The sequence below is a fragment of the Arthrobacter sp. FW305-BF8 genome, from assembly GCF_021789315.1.
Classification (GTDB): domain Bacteria; phylum Actinomycetota; class Actinomycetes; order Actinomycetales; family Micrococcaceae; genus Arthrobacter.
Map to the genome: position 1 here is coordinate 4754143 of NZ_CP084561.1, position 21565 is coordinate 4775707.

Sequence of the window (21565 nt, forward strand, 5' to 3'; positions counted from 1 at the left end):
GCACGGGAGACAGTTAAGCGCGAGCGGACACTTGGGCCCCTGATCCACACGGATCGGGGGCCCCAAGTGCTCGTTCGCGCTTTTGGAATGCCCGGCGTTGGAAGGAAAGTCACACCGGCGGGCCTGCGTTGGACTTCAGGTTCTTCATCACCAGCGTCGAGGTCAGCCGTTCGACGCCCGGAAGTGCCGTCAGCTCACTGTCGTAGAAGCGCTGGTAGGAGGGCAGGTCCGCCGCGATCACCTTGAGCAGGTAGTCCGGGGAACCGAACAGCCGCTGCGCCTCCACGATGTTCGGGTTCTCCGCGACCCGGCTCTCGAAGATCTCCATGGTGGGGCGGTCCACCTGCCGGAGCGTCACGAACACAATCGCCTCAAATCCAAGCCCGACGGCGGCCGGGTCAATGTCCGCTTTATAGCCGCGGATCACGCCGGACTGCTCGAGGTCGCGGAGCCTGCGGTGGCAGGGGGCAACGGTGAGTCCCACCTTGGCGGCCAGCGCCGTGGCAGTTATTCTGCCGTCCTCTTTGAGGTGGCGCAAAATACTTCTGTCGATATGGTCAATCACGCAAGAATCTTACTCGCAAGGCCGCGATCCGGGCGAAATCGGAGAGCACTTCTGGCTGCGTTTTGCCTAGGCTTTTCTTACAGCCCAACACGCAGGAGCCCGCCCATGAATCCCCAGCTATTCCTCGCCTTTATTGTGGTCGCGGCCGCTCTCGCCTGCACCCCCGGGGTGGACTGGGCCTACTCCATCACCGCGGGCCTGGGCCGCCGCAGTTTCGTGCCCGCCGTGGCGGGGTTGTGCAGCGGTTACGTGCTGCACACCGTTCTCATGGTCGCCGGGCTTGCCGCAGTCCTGGCAAGCATGCCGGGCCTGCTGGGCTGGATCACGGTGGCCGGTGCCGTATACCTGCTGTGGCTGGGGACCGTCACTATCAGGTCATGGCGGGGTGCGAGCTTCACGGCCGCGTCCGCCGTCGGGAATCCGGGGCAGAACCAGCTCCGGTCCTTCCTCCAGGGCATGGGGACCAGCGGCATCAACCCCAAGGGCCTGCTGTTCTTCCTGGCCCTCGTGCCGCAGTTCGTCAGCGCCGACGCGCCGCTGCCCGTGCCGGTACAGTCCGGACTGCTGGGCCTGACGTTCGTGCTGCTCGCGGCCCTCGTGTACACCTGCGTGGCCCTGCTGTCGCGGAAACTCCTGCAGTCCCGGCCTAATGCGGCCCGCCGCGTGACGCTGACCAGCGGCATCATCATGGTGCTCCTGGGCGCCGCGCTGCTCTCGGAGCAGCTGCTGCCAGCCCTGGGCCGGTTGGCGTAGGAGCCGGTCCGCCCGGAAGCCGGCCCGGCGGCAGGCTCAGACCTTTTGCTCCATGAACCACTCGGTGAAGCCCGAGGCCCGCCCCTCGGGATCGAGCCGGATCACCCAGAGGTTCTCGTAGTTCGGGCGGTCATCAAGGTACGTGGTGCGGCCTTGGACGAACGCGAGGTCGCCGTCGGACCCCAGCAGCGACCATTCGAACGTCCAGTCCTCAGGCTGGTCCGCCGACCCGATCCAGCGCTCCACGATCTGTTCGCGCCCGCGCCACGGGTCAGGGTCGTAGGGCCGCGTGGCATAGACGGCATCCTCGGTGAAGAGGGCGGCGATGTCTTCGGGGTCGTTCGTGGTCCACGCCGCTACGTACTTGTCCATCCACTGCCTGATTGCGTCAGTCATGGGTCCGTTGTATCGCGGCCCTGCACTGCCCACAAGAGCCTGCCGCCCACAGGAGCCAGCCTCAGTCCCCGCCGAACTGCTTCCACTTCTGTTCCCACGCCCGGCGCGCTTCGATGTCCTTGCGTATGACCTCGAAGGTTTCGAGCTCCGCCTGCTTGCTTCGCTGCCAGTCCCGAGGGTTGAGGGATTTCCGGCCGTTGTCCAGCAGTATCAGGGCGCGGTCGGTCAGGGCGTCGTTGCGCAGGGACAGGCTGGTCTTCTGCCGCCGCAGGACTTCCTTGAGTGCCTGCTGGGCCTGACTGTGGGCGCCTAGCCGGCGGAGCGAACGGGCCCGGATCAGAAGCAGCGCCGCGGACAGATCATCCGCATTCATCAGGCCCTCAGTCCAGACCACCACCTCCTGGTCCCGGCCCAAGGCGGCGGCGAGGGCGCACCTCGCCAGCGCGGTGGGCAAGGACGGCGGCAGCCTGACCAGCGTTTCAAGGGCCGCCTCGGTCTGTCCCGCTTCCCGGAGCGAATGGGAGAGCGCAAGGAAAACCGACTCCTCACTGAACAGCACCGGCACCACGACGCGTTCGGCGACTTCCACCCGGGTGACCACGTGCGTGAGGTAACTGGCGGCGAACTGGTTCGCCTCGTCGTCGTTCCTGATGGACAGCCCGCGCTGCAGGAGCTCCGCGGCCCGCAGGTAACCGCCCTGCTTGTAGGCGAGCAGGCCAGCCATCACGCAGCAGAGTCCTGCCCAGCCGGGATAGGCGCGGCCAGCCGCAATGAGCCGGTTCGGGTCGGCGTTCGAGAAGATGGCGTCGTATACGGTCCTGGCAGCTTTTCCGGGCAGCAGCTTGAGCCGCGGAACACTGCCGTCCACGCTGATCCGGGAGTCCCCTCCCCCGAGGACGCCGTGGATCAGCCCACCCATGCCCTCGGCTATTTCGCGCACCGGCGTGCGGACCTTGCCGCCGCCGAAGGGTGTCAGGTCGCGAGTGTCGCGGTAGATCGGTCCTGGAAACTCCCCCGAGGTCATTCCACCATGCTAATAGCGGGACGGAACTAAGCCGAAGCGGCGCCCACCCAGACGCCCACCACCCAGGTGCTGGCCGCGAGGCAGGCCAGGCCGAACTCAGCGAGCATTCCCAGGCCCGTGGCTTTCAGGGCGGCCCAGCTGGAGGTCAGGGCAGCCCGGAAGTTGCGCGTGCGCAGGACTTCGCTGAGCAGCAGCCCGGCGGCAAAGCCCACGAACAGGCCCACCACGGGAATGACGAACATGCCGGCAATGCCCAGCACAACCCCGACGGCGACGCTCCGGTTGGGAATCCGGTGTTCCTTCAGCTTGCGGCCGGCGAGGACGGCGCTGGCCGCCATGCCTGCCAGCACAAAGACCATGCCCACGGCGAAAACCACCCAGCCGGTCACGCCCTCGCCGCCCCAGATTGCCCACGCCAACAGGCTCAGGCCGATCAGGAAACTGCCGGGGAGGACGGGGATGACGGTGCCGGCGACGCCAACCAGGATGGCCAGGCCGCACAGGACGGTCACGAGGGTTTGGGCGTTCATGCCCCCAGTCTAGGGCGGAGCAGCCGGGCGCTTGGTCCGCGGAGCGCGGACTTTGCCGGACTTGGCCGGGAACGACGACGGCGGCGCCTCCCCAGCACGGGAGGCACCGCCGTCGGGCTTCAGTCAGCCCTTTTCAGTCAGCTTTCGGTCTCAGACTGCGTCCGCTTCGACCGCGGCGGCAACAGCGGCTGTGACGGCCGGCGCAACCCGCGGGTCCAGCGGGCTGGGCACAATGTAGGACGCGGACAGCTTGTCATCGGCCAGTTCGGCGATAGCGCGGGCCGCGGCAACCTTCATCGCAGGCGTGATGCGGCGCGCGCCGGCGTCCAGGGCGCCGCGGAAAATGCCGGGGAACGCCAGGACGTTGTTGATCTGGTTCGGGAAGTCGCTGCGGCCGGTGGCCACCACTGCCGCGTACTTGGAAGCGACCTCGGGCAGGACCTCGGGGTCCGGGTTGGACAGTGCGAACACGATGGAGCTGTGGTTCATCAGCTTCAGGTGCTCCTCGTCCAGCTTGGAGGAGGAAACGCCCACGAAGACGTCAGCGCCCAGCAGGGCTTCCCCGGGGCCGCCTGAAATGCCGCGCGGGTTGCTGCGCTGCGCCATCTGGGCCTTCTTGCTGGCGGGATCGGCGGCGATGTCGGCACGCCCGGAGTTGATCACGCCGCGGGAGTCCAGCAGCACCACATCCTCGATGCCCGCGGTGAGCAGGATTTCGGCGATGGCGATGCCAGCAGCGCCTGCACCGGAGATCACCACGCGGAGTTCCTCGAGCCCGCGGCCGGTCACCTTGGCGGCGCCGGTCAGCGCGGCGAGGACCACGACGGCGGTGCCGTGCTGGTCATCGTGCATGACGGGGCAGTCCAGGGCTTCGATGAGCTTTTCTTCCAGCTCGAAGCAGCGCGGGGCGGCGATGTCCTCGAGGTTGACGGCACCGAAGCTGGGGCGCAGCCGGACAAGGGTTTCCACGATCTCGTCCACGTCGGTGGTGTTGAGGACCAGCGGGATGGAGTCCAGCTCGCCGAAGGCCTTGAACAGGGCCGACTTGCCTTCCATGACGGGCAGCGAGGCGCTGGGGCCGATGTTTCCCAGGCCGAGGACAGCCGTGCCGTCGCTGACGACGGCCACGAGGCGCTGGGCCCAGGTGTGGCTCTTGGCGAGTTCCGGGTCAGCGTGGATGGCGCGGCTGACCTGGGCGACGCCCGGCGTGTAGGCGATGGAAAGGTCCCGCTTGTTGCTGAGGGGAACGGTGCTGGCAATGGAAAGCTTGCCGCCCTCGTGGGCAGCGAAAATCTCCTGGTCAGTCAGCTCGGCGGCTGCGCTGGTGTCATTGGTAGCAATAGTTTCAGTGGACACGTCGTTGTCTCCTGTAGCTAGCCGTGGGCGCACGGCACAGTATGGCTCAAGCAATCGAGGCTCAAGATGGTCAGATACACGCTTTCGCTGACGGCCCAAAGGTGGCGGGTCCCGTCAGAAAGCCAGTGGAGCTGGTGGGTGCTGGCCACTCCGCTACTGACATGTTAGACAGGACAAAGGCCCACCCTTAGCCATTTCGGACCTGCTGGGCCGAACGCAAAGCATTTAAAGCTGATTTGTGGTCCATTTCACCGCTTTTCGGCCCTTTTATGACTCGCCGGTCTAGACCGGTTACGCGGTATTCCGCGCCAGCCGCGGCGCCGGCACCAGCAGGGTGCACGCCTTCTTCAGGTCTTCCTCCGCCTCAAACAGGGATAGCCTGCGGCAGCGCACCGACTGGACTAGACCGGTAATGGCTGGCAGCACGACCCGCGCGACGGCAGGGTCGCCGCTCACTGAGGCAACGGCGCGTTCGGCCAGGGAATCGATGTCGCGCAGCAGGCCGGTGGTGTCCCGGTCCTTGACGTACACGCCTTGGCTCAGGCACTGTTCGACGGCGGGCTGCATGACGCGCATGTGGAAGATTTCCATGGCTACACCGGAGAGCGCATGGATGCGGACGGCGCCCGGCCCTGCTCCCGTCTTGAGCTCGCCGAGCTGATGCCGGTACAGGGCCAGCATCAGGTGGGTGGCGGAGGGGAAGTAGCGGTACAGGGTGCCGAGGGGGACGTTGGCCTGGGCGGCAACCTCGGACAGGGTCACGGACTGGAGGCCCTTCCGCGAGAACCCGGCGGCCGTCTCGAGAATCCGGTTGTAGCGGCGCTGCTGCCGGGGAAGGGAGGGCGGGGCGGCCATGGGCGGAAGATCAGGCATAGCGTCAAGCATCATCAGTCCGGGGGTTGGGATTCCTGGTGCAGTCAGGGAGAGCCCCATTCCCTGTCCTGCCACGATTCGCGCTCCACTATACGGCACAGGCTTCAGGGTTCCCTGGGAGCCGGGCGTGTCCCGACGCTAGGCAACGCCCTTGATCTTGACCACGAAGACGGCCCCTAGCAGGCCGATGACGGCGGCGGCTATGTAAAGGGACACGTAGCCGCCCCACAGGGTGACGAACGGCCATGCAAGTGCCGGAGCGATGACCTGTGGCAGGGAGTTGGCGATGTTGATGACGCCAAGGTCCTTGCCCTTGTCGGCAGCGTTGGGCAGCACCTGGGTGATGAGCGCGAAGTCCACGGCGAGGTAGGCGCCGAACCCGATCCCCAGCACACTCGCACCGATGATGCCGCCCACCCAGGTGGGGGCGAAGGCCAGGATCAGCGATGCCAGCGCAATGATCACTGATGATGCGATCACCAGCGGCTTGCGCTTGCCCATCCTGTCACTGAGCCGGCCGCCGATCACGCTGGTGATGATCACGAATACGGCGTACAGCCCGGTCAGCACCAGCAGACCGAAAGCTGGTTCGAGTCCCGTGGTCTCCTTCAGGTGTACGGCGTCCGCCAGGAAGAACAGCAGGTACAGGGTCACCATGTGGTTGCCGATGTTGACCAGAAGCCGGGTGATCCAGGCCCAGGCAAAGTCGGGGTGCCGCAGGGGCCGGATGAACCCCAGCAGGAAGCCGCGCCAGTTCAGTGGTTGGCCAGCCGCGGCCGGGAGCGGGGCGTCGTCGCTCTTGACCATGTACATCACCACGCCTGCCACGAGGGCCGCCGCACAGACGATGTAGCCGAGCACGAAGTTTCCGCTGACGACGGCGCCAATCACCGCTCCGACCAGGATCCCGGCAGTTTGTCCCATCGCCGCCAGGCCGCCGACCGTCGCGCGCTGCGGGACGGGGACACGGTCGGGAACTGCGGCGGTGATTGCGGCATAGGCGCCGTTGCAGCCGGCCTGCACCAGGCACCAAAGCAGCGTCATCACCGCCACGTTCGGCGCCCCGGCCAGCCCCACGAGCCCGACTGCACCAAGGACGGCGCCGGCCAGCACCCATGGCACGCGCCGGCCGAACCGGGACGCCGTGCGGTCGCTGAACGCGCCGAAGAGCGGATTGGCCACCAGCGACACCGCCGCGCCGGCACCGGTGACGAGGGCGAGGATGGCTTCCTTCTGACCCGGATCGAAATGTTCCGCCTGCTGCGCGAGGAGCACCTGGATCGGGCCGAAAAATGCCGCGTTGATGCCGAGGTTGACCAGCACCACGCCCGTGACCCAGAGGGACCTGACCCGTGCCGTCGGTTCAGCGAGCGCGGCGGAGCGTCGGGTGCCCACCAGGCCGGGGTCGGGTACCGCACCGGGTATGTCGGACAGGCTCATGGCGGTCTCCCCCTGGAACATGGTGATGATGGAATCAGACTATCGTGGGCATCAACAGCAACGCGGGTGGGCCCACGACCGCAGGGTTCCCTGGCCGAGCTTGCGAGGCTAGGGTGCGGGCGGGGTCACTTACGGCCCAATCCGGGCATGACATTGGGCGCTAAGTGACCCCGCGTTGCTTTAGACCGGGACCAACAACCGTCTGAGGAGAACCAATGACCGCTTCGCCTGCCAATGCCGCCGTCAACACCGCCGATCTCTACGATGAGCGCGGCGACGAGCTGGACTCCATCTCCCTGCAGTTCCAGTCCCTGGGCAGCCACTCGCATTTCAGTGGCCCCGTCCGGACCGTGCGCTGCTTCGAGGACAACGCCCTCGTCAAGTCCGTCCTCGCCACACCCGGGAACGGCGCCGTGCTCGTCGTCGACGGCGCCGGTTCCCTGCGGACCGCGCTCATGGGGGACCTGATCGCGGCGAGCGCCGTGGCGAACGGCTGGGCCGGCGTCGTAATCAACGGCGCCATCCGGGACCGTGAGGCCATCGCGGAACTGCCACTCGGAGTCAAAGCCCTGGGAAGCAATCCGCGCAAGAGTGCCAAGGCAGGAGCGGGAGAGACGGACGTGGACCTGGTGATCGACGGCGTGACCATCCGAACCGGCGCCACCATCTGGTGCGATCCGGACGGCATCCTCATTGAGCGCTGAGGAATACACGGTGATAGGTGAGATCTCGACGCTTAGGAGCACCCCAAGCGTCGAGATCTCACCTCTCGGCGGGCGCTGACCGGCGGAGCCAACCGCCGAAGAAGAGCCCACGGGAAATTTCGGTTGCTCCGGGGAACAAAGCAGGAAGTAACATAGTTACTGAAAGCAACTATCAAATGCGATCCCCCTTTCTCTTGACCCTGGAGCAGCCATGTCCAAAACCACCGCCGGACCCGCGCCCGGAGAGGCCCTGACGCAGCGGCAGACCATCACCGTCATGGTGGGGCTGATGCTCGGCATGTTTCTGTCCTCGCTGGACCAGACCATCGTGTCCACCTCCATCTACACCATTGCCAACGACCTCGACGGGCTCTCCCTCCAGGCGTGGGCCACCACGGCATACCTGATCACCTCCACGGTCACCACACCGCTGTACGGCAAGCTCAGCGACATCTTCGGCCGCCGCCCGCTGTACCTCGCGGCGATCATCATCTTCCTGGCCGGCTCGCTGTATGCCGGCTCGGTGCACTCCATGACCGAACTGGCCATCGCCCGCGGCATCCAGGGCATGGGCGCCGGCGGCCTGCTGGCCCTGGCGCTGACCATCATCGGCGACATCGTCCCGCTCAAGGACCGGGCCAAGTTCCAGGGCTACTTCATGTCCGTGTTCGGCATCTCCTCGGTCCTCGGCCCCGTGGTGGGCGGCGCCTTCGCCGGATCCGAGAGCATCCTGGGCTTCGACGGCTGGCGCTGGGTCTTCTTCATCAACCTGCCCATCGGCCTGGCCGCGCTGGCCGTGGTGTTCCTCTACCTGCACCTGCCCGCGAAGCACGTCAAGCAGAAGATCGACTACTGGGGCGCCGCAGCCATCACGCTGGCCATCGTCCCGCTGCTCCTCGTCGCCGAACAGGGCCGCAGCTGGGGCTGGACCTCGGCCAACTCCTTCATCTGCTACGGCCTGGGCGTCTTGGGCATCGTTGCCTTCCTGCTGGCCGAGCGCCGCGCCGGCGACTATGCGCTCATCCCGCTGCGTCTCTTCCGGAACGTCACCTTCGGACTGTCCTCGCTGCTGAACTTCATCATCGGCATCGGCATGTTCGGCGCCATCGCGATGCTGCCCATGTACCTGCAGCTGGTCAAGGGCCTCACGCCCACCGAAGCCGGCCTAATGATGATCACCTTCACCATCGGCATCCTGACCGGCTCTATCACCGCCGGGCGTACCATCTCGGCCTCGGGCACCTTCCGGATCTTCCCCATCCTGGGCACCGCCATCCTGACCACCGCCGCCATCGTCATGGGGCTGTCCCTTGGCGCTGACACCGAGCTCTGGGTCCCCGGACTGATCGCCGTCTTCTTCGGCCTGGGCCTGGGCTTCTGCATGCAGCCGCTCACGCTCGCGATGCAGGTTTCGGTGCCCTCGAAGGACATGGGCGTTGGCACCTCCACCGCCGCGTTCTTCCGCTCCATGGGCGGTGCCGTCGGCACGGCCGTGTTCATCTCCATGCTCTTCAGCCTGGCCGCGGACAAGATCGCCAGCGGCATGAAGGACGCCGCGCAGAACGCCGACTACCTCAAGGTCCTGAAGGACCCCGCCGTCGCCGCCGACCCCGCGAACGCCAAGCTCTACGACTTCTTCAAGAACGGCGCCAGCAACGATTCCCTCAACGACACGAGCTGGCTGCACTCGGCAAACCCCGTGCTCACCCGGCCCATCACCGAGGGCTTTGCCCAGTCGATCGACACCGTCATGCTCACCGCCGCCGCCCTCACCGGCATTGCCTTCCTCATCAGTTTCGCGCTGCCGAAGAAGAAGCTCACGGATCCGAAAGCCGTGATGAAGGAACCCGCGGCCGCCCACTAGGCGCCGCTTACGCCAATTCCGCAGCTGCGTTATGGCAGGCGCCCTCCGGGGTGCCTGCCGTTTCATTTTTCCGCGGAAATCTGCCGGATGCGGCACCAAACGGACGACGACGGCGGGACCTCCCACCGTCGTCGTCATCCGTCCCGGAGTGGATCAGCGCCCGGTGACGTGGCACACTGTTAGGCGCGTGTGCGCCGGCCGACAGGGCCGGTTTCCGCAGCCGACGACGTTTGCACCGCAGCCACCCACCCCCGAACCAAGGGAGAACCATGTCCACCGACAAGCAGACAACCGCCAAGATCCCCAAGCGGGTGATTTGGCTGGCGCTTGCCGGCGCCGTGGGCGGCTTCCTGTTCGGCTTTGACTCCTCGGTGGTCAACGGCGCCGTGGACGCTATGAAGGACGAATTCGCCCTCGGCGAGGCAGTCACCGGTTTCGCCGTGGCCGTGGCACTGTTGGGCTGCGCGGCCGGCGCGTACATGGCCGGCAAGGTGGCGGACCGCTACGGCCGCATCCCTGCCATGAAGCTGGGGGCACTGCTGTTCCTCATCAGCGCCATCGGCACCGGCTTCTGCTTCAGCGTCTGGGACCTCATCTTCTGGCGCCTGGTGGGCGGGCTGGGCATCGGCCTGGCCTCGGTAATCGCACCGGCGTACATCTCCGAAATTTCGCCCCGGCACGTCCGCGGCCGGCTAGCGTCGCTGCAGCAGCTGGCCATCACCACGGGTATCTTCGCCGCCCTGCTGTCCGACGCCCTGTTCGCTACGTCCGCCGGAGGTGCGCACCAGGCATTCTGGCTGGGCATCGAGGCCTGGCGCTGGATGTTCCTGGCCGCCGCTGTTCCGGCCGTGCTCTACGGCGTGGTCGCGTACACGCTCCCCGAGTCCCCGCGCTTCCTCGTGGTCCAGGGCAAGGAGGACCTGGCCCGGAAGGTCTTCGACTCCATCGCCCCGGACGAAGACACCGACCGCCACCTGCGGGAAATCCGGGAGGCGATCGAAGAGGACCAGCTCGCGGGCAGGAAGGGCTCGCTGCGCGGCAAGGCGTTCGGCCTGCAGGCAGTGGTCTGGATCGGCATCACCCTGTCCGTCCTGCAGCAGTTCGTGGGCATCAACGTGATCTTCTACTACTCCACCACTCTCTGGAAGGCCGTCGGCTTCCAGGAGAAGGACTCGCTGACCATCTCGGTGGCCACGTCCATCACCAACATCCTGGTCACGCTCGTGGCCATCGCCCTCGTGGACAGGATCGGACGCCGCCCCATCCTGCTGGCCGGCTCCATCGGCATGGCCGTATCCCTCGGCGCCATGGCCCTGGCCTTCGCCTCGGCCACGGGCACAGGTTCCGACATCACGCTCCCCGGCGCCTGGGGTCCCGTTGCCCTGGTGGCCGCGAACGTGTTCGTGATCAGCTTCGGCGCATCCTGGGGACCGCTGGTCTGGGTGCTGCTGGGCGAGATCTTCCCCGCCCGGATCCGCGCCCGCGCCCTGGGCCTGGCCGCCGCCGCCCAGTGGATCGCCAACTTCGCCATCACGCTGAGCTTCCCCGTGATGGCCGCAGGCTCGCTGCCGCTGACGTACGCCATGTACGCACTCTTCGCGGCAGCTTCATTCTTCTTCGTCATGTACAAGGTGCCGGAGACGAACGGCATGTCGCTGGAACAGGCTGAGACCCTGTTTGTTCCGAAGGGGTCCGTCAAGGTCTAATACCCGCGACTGAGTACGGACGCTCTTTCACTTCCTGCATGAAAAACCCGAACGCACTATCACCCGCCGAACCGGGGTGAGAGGGCGTTCGGGTTTAACCGGCAGAAACAGAGAGGGCGTTGGTCCGGTCAGACCACGTGCGGTTCGTGGGCGGCGAGGTAACGCCGTCCGCCGGCCACCACGGCCATGGCAACAATCATTGCCACCGCGCCGGCGAAGAACGGCACCTGCGGCCCGAAGTGCTCGCCGAGTTGCGCCGCTGCAAAGGGCGCCAGGGCGCCCCCCAACCAGCGGACGAAGTTGTACCCCGCCGAGGCGACCGGACGCGGCGAGTCAGAGACGCCCATGGCCAGCTCGGTGTAGATGGTGTTGTTGACGCCCAGCAGCGCGCCGGAGACCACCACGAGCGCAACAACGGCCGGTACGGAGTGGCCCGCGGCCAGGCCAAGACCTGCCAGGTCCAGCATCAGCAGGAACAGCGTGCCGAGGAGCACCTTCGTGGCGCCGAAGCGGTTCTGCAGCGCCGGAGCCACAAAGACCGAAAAGACGGCGACCGCGACGCCCCAGCCAAAGAACACCCCGCCGATGCCGTAGGCGTCCATGCCCAGGATGAACGGGGTAAAGGCGAGCACAGTGAAAAAGCCGTAGTTGTAGAACAGGCCGCTGGCCGCCGTCGTACGCAGCCCCTTGTGGCCGAGGGCCCGCAGCGGATCGGCCAGGCTTATCTTGCGGGCTGGCAACGGGGTCTTCGGAAGTAACACGGTGAGCGCAATGAAGGCCGCCGCCATCAGACCTGCGGTGCCGAAGAACGGGGCGCGCCACTGCCATCCCCCGAGGAGGGCGCCGAGGAGCGGTCCCAGTGAGATGCCCAGGCCAAGGGCGGCCTCATAGAGGATGATCGCCGTGCCCGCGCCACCGCTGGCCACGCCAACAATGACGGCTAGCGCCGTGGCTACGAAGAGTGCGTTGCCGAGCCCCCATCCGGCCCGGAAACCGACCAGTTCGCCGACGCTGCCGGACATGCCGGAGAGCGAGGAGAACACCACGATCACTGCCAGGCCGACCAGCAGGGTGCGTTTTCCCCCGATGCGCGAGGAGATGAAACCGGTGAGGAGCATGGCCACCGCGGTGATCAGGAAGTAGCTGGTGAAGAGCAGCGAGACCTGGCTGGGGCTGGCGTCCAGGTTCTCGGCGATGGCCGGCAGGATGGGGTCCACCAGGCCGATGCCCATGAACGCGAAGACGGCTGCGAGCGCGGTTGCCCAGACCGCCTTGGGCTGCTTGAGGAATGAGGCCTTCTCAGCCTCGAGGGTGGATTGTGGTGCCGGCAGGGTGTCTGCGAGCTGGCCGTCCATGGAGGGAACTCCTAAGTGTCGCTGGATCAGTTCTGAGCTGCTTGTCAGTTTTGGAGAGTGCTGTTGATCTTTTCGATGATGGGAAGGGCAGCCGCGAGGGCGCGCCTGTCGTCATCGGTAAGGGTTTCGAGAATGTTTGCCATCACGGCATTCCGGCGCCGGTTTGCGGATTCGACGGCGTCGCGGCCTTCCGCAGTCAGCACAACGCGGACCGCGCGGGAGTCTTCCGGGTCCGCTTCCCGGCGGGCCAGTCCTGCCCGTTCGAGCTTGATGATCTGTTCGGTGGCGCTGGGCACTTTGACGCCGAGGTTCCTGGCGATCTCACCCACCCGGACGCCGTCGTCGAGCAGCATTTTGAGCGTGCTCAGCTGGGCCGCGCTCAGGTCACCGTCCGCATCGAGGCGGCGGACCAGGTACACGCTGTGCCGCAACGCCTCGCGGAAGTCCTGCGCGAGCTCCTGCAGTTCCGGGGCTTTCTCGGTTTCCATACTTAGGCATCCTAATAGTTAGGATGCCTAATATCAACCGATGCGGGCGGGACCAGTAGTTCTGCGGACGACGAGGCTCGGCGCCACGAGCCTCGTTACCGCCACCCGTCGGCCTTGGATGCGCTCCACCAGCAGCCTGGCCGCCAGCGAGCCCATTTCGACGCCGGACTGGTCCACGCTGGTGAGGGCAACCTGCGGAAGCGAGGCAGAGAAGACGTTGTCGTAGCCCACCACAGAGAACTCCTCGGGCACCTTCACACCCGCCTCATAAAGTCCGGCCAGGACTCCGAGGGCAGCCATGTCCGCCCCGGCATGCACGGCCGTCGGCGGGTGTGGCTGCTTCAGCATCAGCTCCGCGGCAGAGTGGCCTCCAGCCTGGTGCCACCGGCCTTCGATCACGTCGATCTCGTTTTCCAGTCCGTTGCGGACCATTGCATCTACGTATCCCTGGGCGCGGACCACCTGCGGCATGCCGTCCTGGTTGCTCTCGCGGCCGACGTGCTTCAGGTGCGCAATGTGGCGGTGGCCGAGTGCAGCGAGATGATCCACGATCAGCGCGCTGCCCGCCATGTCATCACTGGCCACTGTGTCGTAGGACATCCCGGGACCATGCCGGCCGAGTACGACGGTGGGCGTCGTGCGGCCTATCTCTTCGAGATCCTCTGCCGTTCCGAAGGGTGCGATTAGCAGGAGGCCGTCCATTTTCCGGTCGAGCATGGCCTCGATCATCTGCCGCTGCTGGGCGAGGCCGCGGCTCGCCTCGCCAATGAACACCTGGTACCCGCTGATTTCAGCTTCGGCCCGTATGCCCTCGATGAGCACCGACATAAAGGTGTTCTGCAGATCCACAACGAAGACGCCCAGCGTGAAACTGCTGCCGCGCATGCCCCGGGCCAGCGCAGACGGCCGGTAGCCCAGGGCCGACATCGAAGCCTCCACCCGCACTTTCATGGTTTCACTGACACCGTATGCGCCACGCAGCACCTTCGAGACCGCCGCCCTGGAGACGCCGGCATGCAGGGCAACATCACTGATAGTGGCCCGCTTGACCTGCTCGGACATTCATCCCCCTCCGGTACGCACAAGGCGCCTTTAGGGGAAATTGTAGACTGATCTACGGAAATCTCTTGCCCCTTCCTGTGACATGACTTACAGTGGTTGGAACGTAGACCGATCTACACAAACCACCACCCCGCTGGCCGCGCCCACCGAGAACATTTCTTGAAACGTTCCACACCAGGCAGGCCGGGGGCTTTACGAGGAGGTAAAGATGACCACATCGAACAGGCGGCCCTGGGTGTCCCTGGCCGTAGGCGTGACGGCACTGGCAGTGGCACTGACAGGCTGCGCCGGGGGAAGCGCCAGTGGCGGCGGCGAATCCAAGACCATCACGTGGCTGGTCGACAACACCGAAAACACCGTCACCTACGCGGAGCAGCTCGCCAAGGACTTCAACGCTGCCAACCCGAACATCAAGGTCGAAGTCGAGACCCGCCCCCAGGGCGGAGAAGGCGACAACATCGTCAAGACTCGACTGTCCACCGGCGACATGGCCGACGTGTTCTCCTACAACTCGGGTTCGCTGTTCCACCAAATCAGCCCGGAACAGAACCTGGTGCCCGTGACCAGCGAGCCCTACATGGCCAACGTCTCCGACTCCTTCAAGCCTGTGGTGACCGCCGGCAAGGAGATCTACGGGGTACCGGTCGGGACCGGCAATGCCGGGGCCGTGCTGTACAACAAGAAGGTCTACGAGAAGCTTGGCCTGTCAGTGCCCAAGACCTGGTCCGAGTTCATGGCCAACAGCCGGAAGATCAAGGACGCCGGCGTCGCGCCGATCATCCAGACCTACCAGACCACCTGGACCTCCCAGCTGTTCGTCCTGGGTGACTTCGCCAACGTTGCCAAGGCCAACCCGAATTTCGCAGCGAACTACACGGCCAACAAAGCCAAGTACGCCACCGATGCCGCAGCCCTCAAGGGCTTCGAGCACCAGGAAGAGGCGGCGAAGGCCGGCCTGTTCAATGACGACTTCGCGTCCGCCACCTACGCCCAGGGCCTGGAAAAACTGGCCAACGGCGAGGGCGCGCAGTATCCGGTCCTGAGCTTCGCCCTGCCTGAGCTCAAGGTGACCTTCCCCGACAAGCTCAACGACATCGGCCTCTTCCCGCTTCCCGGTGACGACGCATCCAAGAATGCCCTCACCGTCTGGCTTCCGGGCGGCGTCTACATCCCGAAGTCCACGAAAAACCTTGAGGAGGCCAAGAAGTTCCAGGCCTTCATCGCAAGCAAGGCCGGCTGTGACTCCCAGACGAAGGCTGTCGGGGCCAACGGCCCGTACCTCGTCAAGGGCTGCGACCTGCCTGCGGACGTACCAGCCGCCGTGAAGGACATGCTTCCCTACTTCGAGGACGAGTCCAAGAACAGCCCGGCCTTGGAGTACCTCTCCCCGGTCAAGGGCCCTGCCCTTGAGCAGATCACCGTTGAAGTGGGGTCCGGCATCCGCTCCGCGAAGGACGCGGCCGCACTCTACGACGAGGACGTCAAGAAGCAGGCCAAGCAGCTCAACCTGCCCGGCTGGAACTAACCTCAAACCCACTCCGCCGTCCGGGCCGCCCCGGCCCGGACGGCACCGACGGAGACACCATGACAATCAAGACAGCAGCCCCTGCGCCTGCCGCCGTTGCGCGGCGGGCAGAGCACCAGCCCCGCCGCCGCAAGGCAAGGAGCCCGTACCCCTACTGGTTCTATCTGCCGGCCGCCGTGGTCTACACCGCCCTGTTCCTGGTCCCGACCTTCGCGTCCTTCTTCTTCAGCTTCACCCGCTGGACCCTCACCGACTTCACCTTCATCGGCCTGGACAACTTCGTTCAGTTCTTCCAGGAGCCAGCACTCCTGAAGGGCCTGACCAACACGTTCATCTACGGCGCGGTGACCTCCACCCTCAAAGTGGTCCTGGGCATGCTCCTGGCTGTACTGCTGACCTCGCAGATCATTGCCCGCGGCTACCTCAGGTCGGTCATCTTCTTCCCGGTCCTGCTGAGCAGCATCGGCGTGGGTATCGTCTTCACAGTGCTGATGGATCCCAGCAAGGGCATGATCAATGAAGCACTGGCCGCCGTCGGGATCGAGGGGCCGGCCTGGCTTGTTGACCCCGCCTGGGCGCTGCTGTCCGTAGCCCTGGTCGATGTCTGGAAGGGCGTGGGCCTGGCCACCGTCATCTATATCGCCGGCATCGTCTCCATCCCGCAGGAGTATTTCGAGGCCGCCAAGATGGACGGCGCCAGCTCCGCCAAGAGCTTTTTCAACATCACTCTTCCGCTGGCACGCCCGGCAACGGCAACCGTGATCATCCTCTCCCTGATCGGCGGGCTCCGGTCCTTCGACCTCATCTGGGCCATGACCAAGGGCGGGCCGGGCTTCACGTCCGACGTGATCGCCTCGGTCATCTTCAAGCAGTACCAGGCCGGCTTCTACGGTCTCTCCACAGCCGGCAACGTTGTGCTGTTCCTGATCGTCACCGCGATCATCCTGCCACTGTCCATGTTCCTGAACCGCAAGGAGGTCGAACAGTGACCACTGCACTCAAACGCTACGGCCTGGGCGTCCTGGCCATCGCCGTCACCGTCGTCCTCTTCATCGTTCCGCTGGCGTTCATGGCGCTCACCGCTGTGAAGGACCGCCGGGAGGCGGCCAAGCTGGACTTTTCCTGGCCCACCACCTTCAACTTCGTCGAGAACTTCCAGGACGTCCTGTCCGCGCGCAAGTTCATGCTGGTCACCGCCTTCATCAACAGCACCATCCTGACGGTGGCAAGCGTCACCATCCTGGTGATCCTGGCCGCCATGGTCGCCTGGATCCTGCAGCGCCGCCGGTCACGCTGGAACGGCGTTGCCAACTTCCTCATCCTTTCCGGCCTGATCATCCCGCCGGCCGTCGTCCCCACCATCTGGGTCCTGCAGAGCATGGGATTGTTCAAGACCCTCCCGGGCCTGATCCTGATCGAGGTGGCCTTCGGCCTCTCCTTCTGCGTGATGCTCTTCCGCGCCTTCATCGCCAGCATCCCGAAGGAACTGGACGAGGCCGCTGTCATCGACGGCTGCGGACCGGTCCGGCTGTTCTTCCGGGTCATCTTCCCGCTGCTGCGCTCCGTCATCGTCACGGTGATCGTGGTCCAGTCCGTCCACATCTTCAACGACTTCCAGAACCCGCTCTACTTCCTGCCCGGCGACGCCAATGCCACCGTGCAGCTGACGCTCTTCAACTTCCAGAGCCAGTTCACCACCAGCTACAACCTGCTGTTCATGAACATCCTCCTCATCACCATCCCGCCGTTCGTGATGTACCTGTTCTTCAACCGCCAGATCGTCGCCGGTATGACCGCCGGAGCGGTCAAGGGCTGACCGGCAGCCCGCCGCCTGAGGCGCCACCACCGGAACAAACACCAGCATTCGCCGTCAAAGGCATCAAAGGAGAGCATGCGCATGTCCACCACCGTCCGTCCGGTGACCTTCGAACACCTTCCAACAGCCCACGGGATCGGCACGGGCACCCCGCGCGTATCGTGGAAAACGAACGCAGCGCCCGGCTGGAGGCAGGCCGCATATCAGCTCGCTGTCACCACCGCCGAGGGCAGCTGGCTGAGCGAACGGCTGGACTCCGCAGAGTCGGTGCTGCTGCCATGGCCTGCCGCCCCGCTTGGCTCCGGCGAGCGCGCGGAGGTGAGTGTTCGGGTCTGGGGCGAAGCGGACCAGGAGCCCAGCGACTGGAGCCCGGCCGCCGCCGTCGAGCCCGGACTGCTGTCCGCCAAGGACTGGACCGCCCAGCCTGTCGCCGCGGCCTGGCCCGAGGATCCGGATTCGGACCGGCGGCCGCCGCTGCTGCGGAAGTCCTTCGCGCTGCACCGTCCGGTGGTTTCCGCACGGCTCTACGCCACAGCCCACGGACTGTATGAGATGGAGATCAACGGGGAGCGGGTGGGCACCGACGCGTTCGCGCCGGGCTGGACCGTCTACGGGCAGCGGCTGCGGTACTACACCTATGACGTGACGGACCATCTGCAGCAGGGCGACAACGCCCTGGGTGCCTGGCTGGCCGACGGCTGGTACCGCGGCCGGATCGGCTTCAACGGCGGTCACCGCAACCTGTACGGCGACAAGGTCGCCGTACTCGCCCAGCTCCACGTGACGCACGACGACGGTTCCGTCACCGTGCTGGGCACGGACAGTGAGTGGAAGGCCTCCTTTGGTCCCATTCAGTTCACTGGCCTCTATGAGGGTGAAGCGTACGACGCCCGCGAGCTGCCGGAAGGATGGAGCCGCCCTGCCTTCGACGACGCGGACTGGCAGCCCGTCGTCGTCGTTCCCCGAGACCCGGCCACCCTCGTGGCTCCGGAGGGACCTCCCGTGCGATGCACCGGCGAAATCCGCCCGGTAAGTGTCACCGAATCGCCGTCGGGGAAGCTGGTGCTGGACTTCGGGCAGAACCTCGTGGGCCGGCTCCGCATTACCGTGCGCGGTGAGGCCGGAACAACTGTCACGCTGCGGCACGCCGAGGTCCTTCAGGACGGCGAAATCTATACCCGCCCGCTGCGGCTCGCCGATGCCACTGACCGCTACACGCTGGCGGGAGGTGCCGAGGAGGCCTGGGAGCCGCGCTTCACCCTGCACGGCTTCCGCTACGCCGAGATCAGCGGCTGGACCGGCGGGAACGCCGCCGAGAACATTGTGGCCAGGGTGTATCACACGGACATGGAGCGGACCGGCTGGTTCGAGAGCTCGGACCCCGAGCTGAACCGGCTGCATGAAAACGTGCTGTGGAGCATGAAGGGCAACTTCGTGGACATCCCCACCGACTGCCCGCAGCGGGACGAGCGGCTGGGATGGACCGGGGACATCCAGGTCTTTACGCCCACCGCGGCCTTCCTCTACGACTGCTCCGGAATGCTGTCCTCCTGGCTGAAGGACGTGGCGGCCGAGCAGCTGCCCGACGGCACCGTCCCCTGGTATGTTCCAGTGATTCCGGGCGGCAATTACTGGACACCGATCCGGCCGGGCGCCGTATGGGGCGACGTCGCCGTCCTCACCCCCTGGAGCCTGTACGAACGGTTCAATGACCCGAAGATCCTCGCGGACCAGTATGCGAGCGCCAAGGCCTGGGTGGATCTCCTGGACAGCCTGGCCGGGGACAAGCACCTGTGGAACAACAGCTTCCAGCTCGGTGACTGGCTCGACCCGAGCGCGCCGCCGGAGGATCCCACGCAGGCGATGACGGATCCGAACATCGTGGCGACGGCCTACTTCGCGTGGTCCGCCTTGCACCTTGCCAAAGCAGCCGGAGTGCTGGGCAAGGCCGACGACGAACTGCGTTACCTCGAACTGTCGCGCGCCGTGGCCGACGCCTTCGCCAACGAGTACATCGGATCCGACGGCCGGATGACCAGCGACGCCCAGACGGCCTACGCGCTGGCCATCGTCTTCGGGCTGTTTCCCGACGACGAGCTGCAGCGGGCCGCCGGGCAGCGGCTGGCCGATCTGGTCCGGGAGGCGGGCAACCGCATCGCCACCGGCTTTGCCGGAACGCCCGTGATCACCGATGCACTCACCGTCTCCGGCGGGCTGGACGCGGCCTATGACCTGCTGCTGGAGAAGGAATGCCCGTCGTGGCTGTACGCCGTCACCCAGGGCGGCACCACCATCTGGGAGCGCTGGGATTCCATGCTCCCGGACGGCACGGTCAACCCCGGGGAGATGACGTCCTTCAACCACTACGCGCTGGGTGCGGTGGCGGACTGGATGCACCGCACGGTGGCGGGCCTAGCACCGCTGGAGCCGGGCTACCGCCGCATCCTGTTCCGCCCCCAGCCGGGCGGCGGCCTCACCTCCGCAACGGCCCGCCACGAGACGCCCTATGGGCGGGCGTCGATTGCATGGGAACGCAACGACGGCGGCTACAACGTGACGGTCGAAGTCCCCACCGGCTCCACCGCACGAGTTGAGCTGCCGGGCCAGGAACCGCACGACGTCGACTCCGGGAGGTTCGAATACACGGTGGCCCGCACCGTCTAAGGCCCCGGCTTTAAGGAGCCCGGCTTTAGGAGCTCACCGGACGGTTCACGATCGCTTCGGCGTGCTCGGCAACCCAGGCGACGAGGGGCAGCATCAGGGCACTCAGTTCCTCCCCGCGGCCGGTCAGGCTGTAGTCCACGCGGGGAGGAATGACGGGCTGGGCGTCGCGGCGGACGAACCCGTCGGCTTCGAGGGTCTTCAGTGTCTGGGCGAGCATTTTCTCACTGATGCCCTCGGCCCGGCGGCGGAGTTCGCTCCAGCGCTGGGGACCCTCGGACAGTGCAACCAGGAGCAGCACGCCCCACTTGCTGGTGACGTGGTCAAGCACGGTCCGGCTGGGGCATCCCGCCGGAAAGATCCCGTCCACGAAGGGAAGTGCAGCGGCCTTGGCTGGGGTACTTACCGTCATGCCAGTACCTTACCTGAAAGTGCGTACTCTCTTTTGGGAAGCATTCGGGAATGAACCGGGTTGGCACCACTGACAGTCACCTCAGAAAGGACCATCATGACCATCGTCATCACCGGAGCCACCGGCCAGCTCGGCCGCCTCGTCGTCGAAGCGCTGCTTGAAAGCGGCCTGCCCGCGGAGCAAATCGTTGCCGCAGGCCGGACCGTGGACAGGATCGCCGACCTCGGCGAGCGCGGCGTCCAGGTCCGCACCATCGACTACAGCCAGCCGGAGTCCCTTCGGCAGGCGTTTGCCGGCGCGGACAAGGTCCTGCTGGTTTCAGGCAGTGAGGTGGGCCAGCGCGTCGAGCAGCACCGGAACGCGATCCATGCGGCCAAGGAGGCCGGCGTCGGCCTGATTGGCTACACGAGCATTGCCAATGCGGACACCACCGCCATGCAGCTGGCCGCCGAACACATCGCTACTGAAGACATTCTCCGGGACTCGGGCGTGCCGTTCGTCCTGCTCCGCAACGGCTGGTACCTGGAAAACTACACGGGCCAGTTCCCGGTTCAGGTCCAGCACGGCGCCGTGTTCGGCAGCGCTGGCGACGGCCGCGTAAGCGCCGCGTCCCGGGCCGACTACGCGGCAGCGGCTGCGGCTGTGCTGCTGCGGGATGACCAGGGCGGCAAGGTTTACGAGCTGGGCGGCGACAATGCCTTCACCCTCAGTGAGCTGGCGGGGGAAGTCAGTGCGGCATCCGGAAAGCCTGTGGCGTACAGGGACCTGCCTGCAGAGCAGTACACCGAGGTCCTGGTGGGTGCCGGACTGCCGGAGCCATATGCGGCCATCCTGGCTGACAGCGATCTCGGCATCGCCCGCGGTGATCTCCTGGTCACCAGCGGGGATCTCAGCGCCCTACTCGGCCGCCCGACCACGCCGCTGCGCGAGGCCGTCCAGGCCGCCGCTGCAGTGAGCCCCCAGGCCAGCTAACCCCAAGCCAAACGCTCGATCACTTCCTGCAGGCTTTCACCGCACCCTTCCTCACGACCTGCA

The 21565-nt window shown here is 66.0% G+C and carries 20 protein-coding genes; 9 read left to right on the plus strand and 11 right to left on the minus strand.

What is annotated here, in order from left to right; all coding sequences use genetic code 11:
- Window positions 1–109 precede the first annotated feature (109 nt).
- Window positions 110–565: an Lrp/AsnC family transcriptional regulator gene (locus LFT45_RS21540; protein WP_236805762.1), complete on the minus strand. Its 456-nt coding sequence runs from the start codon at window positions 563–565 to the stop codon at window positions 110–112.
- A 105-nt stretch (window positions 566–670) separates the two neighbouring features.
- On the opposite strand from LFT45_RS21540, the gene LFT45_RS21545 reads away from it, so the two are divergent.
- Window positions 671–1318, plus strand: coding sequence for a LysE family translocator (locus tag LFT45_RS21545; protein WP_236805763.1), 648 nt, complete (start codon window positions 671–673; stop codon window positions 1316–1318).
- 36 nt (window positions 1319–1354) lie between these two features.
- Here LFT45_RS21545 and LFT45_RS21550 read toward each other — a convergent pair whose 3' ends face one another.
- The 6 genes from LFT45_RS21550 to LFT45_RS21575 all read right to left on the minus strand — a co-directional run bounded on the left by LFT45_RS21550 (window position 1355) and on the right by LFT45_RS21575 (window position 6937).
- A complete protein-coding gene (locus tag LFT45_RS21550) occupies window positions 1355–1714 on the minus strand; it encodes a YybH family protein (RefSeq protein WP_236805766.1) in 360 nt (119 codons plus the stop codon).
- Between the two features lie 61 nt (window positions 1715–1775).
- Window positions 1776–2738, minus strand: coding sequence for a hypothetical protein (locus LFT45_RS21555; RefSeq protein WP_236805767.1), 963 nt, complete (start codon window positions 2736–2738; stop codon window positions 1776–1778).
- A 26-nt stretch (window positions 2739–2764) separates the two neighbouring features.
- Window positions 2765–3268, minus strand: a complete 504-nt coding sequence (locus LFT45_RS21560; RefSeq protein ID WP_190603043.1) for a DUF456 domain-containing protein — start codon at window positions 3266–3268, stop codon at window positions 2765–2767.
- Between the two features lie 150 nt (window positions 3269–3418).
- A complete protein-coding gene (locus tag LFT45_RS21565; RefSeq protein WP_236805769.1) occupies window positions 3419–4624 on the minus strand; it encodes an NAD(P)-dependent malic enzyme in 1206 nt (401 codons plus the stop codon).
- Window positions 4625–4915: 291 nt separating this feature from the next.
- Window positions 4916–5497 carry a TetR/AcrR family transcriptional regulator gene (locus tag LFT45_RS21570; RefSeq protein ID WP_236805773.1) on the minus strand — a complete coding sequence of 194 codons (582 nt, stop codon included), beginning with the start codon at window positions 5495–5497 and terminating at the stop codon, window positions 4916–4918.
- A 138-nt stretch (window positions 5498–5635) separates the two neighbouring features.
- Window positions 5636–6937 carry an MFS transporter gene (locus LFT45_RS21575; RefSeq protein WP_236805775.1) on the minus strand — a complete coding sequence of 434 codons (1302 nt, stop codon included), beginning with the start codon at window positions 6935–6937 and terminating at the stop codon, window positions 5636–5638.
- A gap of 215 nt (window positions 6938–7152) precedes the next feature.
- On the opposite strand from LFT45_RS21575, the gene rraA reads away from it, so the two are divergent.
- The 3 genes from rraA to LFT45_RS21590 all read left to right on the plus strand — a co-directional run bounded on the left by rraA (window position 7153) and on the right by LFT45_RS21590 (window position 11211).
- Window positions 7153–7641 carry a ribonuclease E activity regulator RraA gene (gene rraA / locus LFT45_RS21580; protein ID WP_111903039.1) on the plus strand — a complete coding sequence of 163 codons (489 nt, stop codon included), beginning with the start codon at window positions 7153–7155 and terminating at the stop codon, window positions 7639–7641.
- Window positions 7642–7852: 211 nt separating this feature from the next.
- On the plus strand, window positions 7853–9505 hold the full coding sequence (locus LFT45_RS21585) for an MDR family MFS transporter (protein ID WP_236805776.1): 1653 nt from the start codon (window positions 7853–7855) through the stop codon (window positions 9503–9505).
- A 269-nt stretch (window positions 9506–9774) separates the two neighbouring features.
- Entirely contained in the window at window positions 9775–11211 is a 1437-nt protein-coding gene (locus LFT45_RS21590) for a sugar porter family MFS transporter (protein WP_111903041.1), read from the plus strand.
- Window positions 11212–11339: 128 nt separating this feature from the next.
- Here the strand turns inward: LFT45_RS21590 and LFT45_RS21595 are convergent, their stop codons facing one another.
- Genes LFT45_RS21595 through LFT45_RS21605 form a run of 3 tightly spaced genes read right to left on the minus strand, consistent with a single transcriptional unit; the run spans window position 11340 to window position 14116 of the window.
- Entirely contained in the window at window positions 11340–12566 is a 1227-nt protein-coding gene (locus LFT45_RS21595; protein WP_236805778.1) for an MFS transporter, read from the minus strand.
- 44 nt (window positions 12567–12610) lie between these two features.
- The gene (locus tag LFT45_RS21600; RefSeq protein WP_236805781.1) at window positions 12611–13054 is read right to left on the minus strand and encodes a MarR family winged helix-turn-helix transcriptional regulator; all 444 of its coding nucleotides are present in this window, start codon (window positions 13052–13054) and stop codon (window positions 12611–12613) included.
- 33 nt (window positions 13055–13087) lie between these two features.
- Window positions 13088–14116, minus strand: a complete 1029-nt coding sequence (locus tag LFT45_RS21605) for a LacI family DNA-binding transcriptional regulator (RefSeq protein WP_236805782.1) — start codon at window positions 14114–14116, stop codon at window positions 13088–13090.
- A 208-nt stretch (window positions 14117–14324) separates the two neighbouring features.
- Here LFT45_RS21605 and LFT45_RS21610 point away from each other — a divergent pair, with 208 nt between their 5' ends.
- The 4 genes from LFT45_RS21610 (at window position 14325) to LFT45_RS21625 (ending at window position 20121) form a co-directional block, all read left to right on the plus strand.
- Window positions 14325–15641, plus strand: a complete 1317-nt coding sequence (locus LFT45_RS21610) for an ABC transporter substrate-binding protein (RefSeq protein ID WP_236805785.1) — start codon at window positions 14325–14327, stop codon at window positions 15639–15641.
- 59 nt (window positions 15642–15700) lie between these two features.
- A complete protein-coding gene (locus LFT45_RS21615; protein ID WP_236805787.1) occupies window positions 15701–16630 on the plus strand; it encodes a carbohydrate ABC transporter permease in 930 nt (309 codons plus the stop codon).
- A complete protein-coding gene (locus LFT45_RS21620; RefSeq protein WP_236805788.1) occupies window positions 16627–17457 on the plus strand; it encodes a carbohydrate ABC transporter permease in 831 nt (276 codons plus the stop codon). The genes LFT45_RS21615 and LFT45_RS21620 overlap by 4 nt, the downstream gene beginning before the upstream one ends.
- An 81-nt stretch (window positions 17458–17538) precedes the next feature.
- Window positions 17539–20121, plus strand: coding sequence for a glycoside hydrolase family 78 protein (locus LFT45_RS21625; RefSeq protein ID WP_236805789.1), 2583 nt, complete (start codon window positions 17539–17541; stop codon window positions 20119–20121).
- Between the two features lie 25 nt (window positions 20122–20146).
- Here the strand turns inward: LFT45_RS21625 and LFT45_RS21630 are convergent, their stop codons facing one another.
- Window positions 20147–20530: a winged helix-turn-helix transcriptional regulator gene (locus LFT45_RS21630; RefSeq protein WP_236805790.1), complete on the minus strand. Its 384-nt coding sequence runs from the start codon at window positions 20528–20530 to the stop codon at window positions 20147–20149.
- 96 nt (window positions 20531–20626) lie between these two features.
- On the opposite strand from LFT45_RS21630, the gene LFT45_RS21635 reads away from it, so the two are divergent.
- Entirely contained in the window at window positions 20627–21502 is an 876-nt protein-coding gene (locus LFT45_RS21635) for an SDR family oxidoreductase (RefSeq protein WP_236805791.1), read from the plus strand.
- The last annotated feature ends 63 nt before the right edge of the window (window positions 21503–21565 follow it).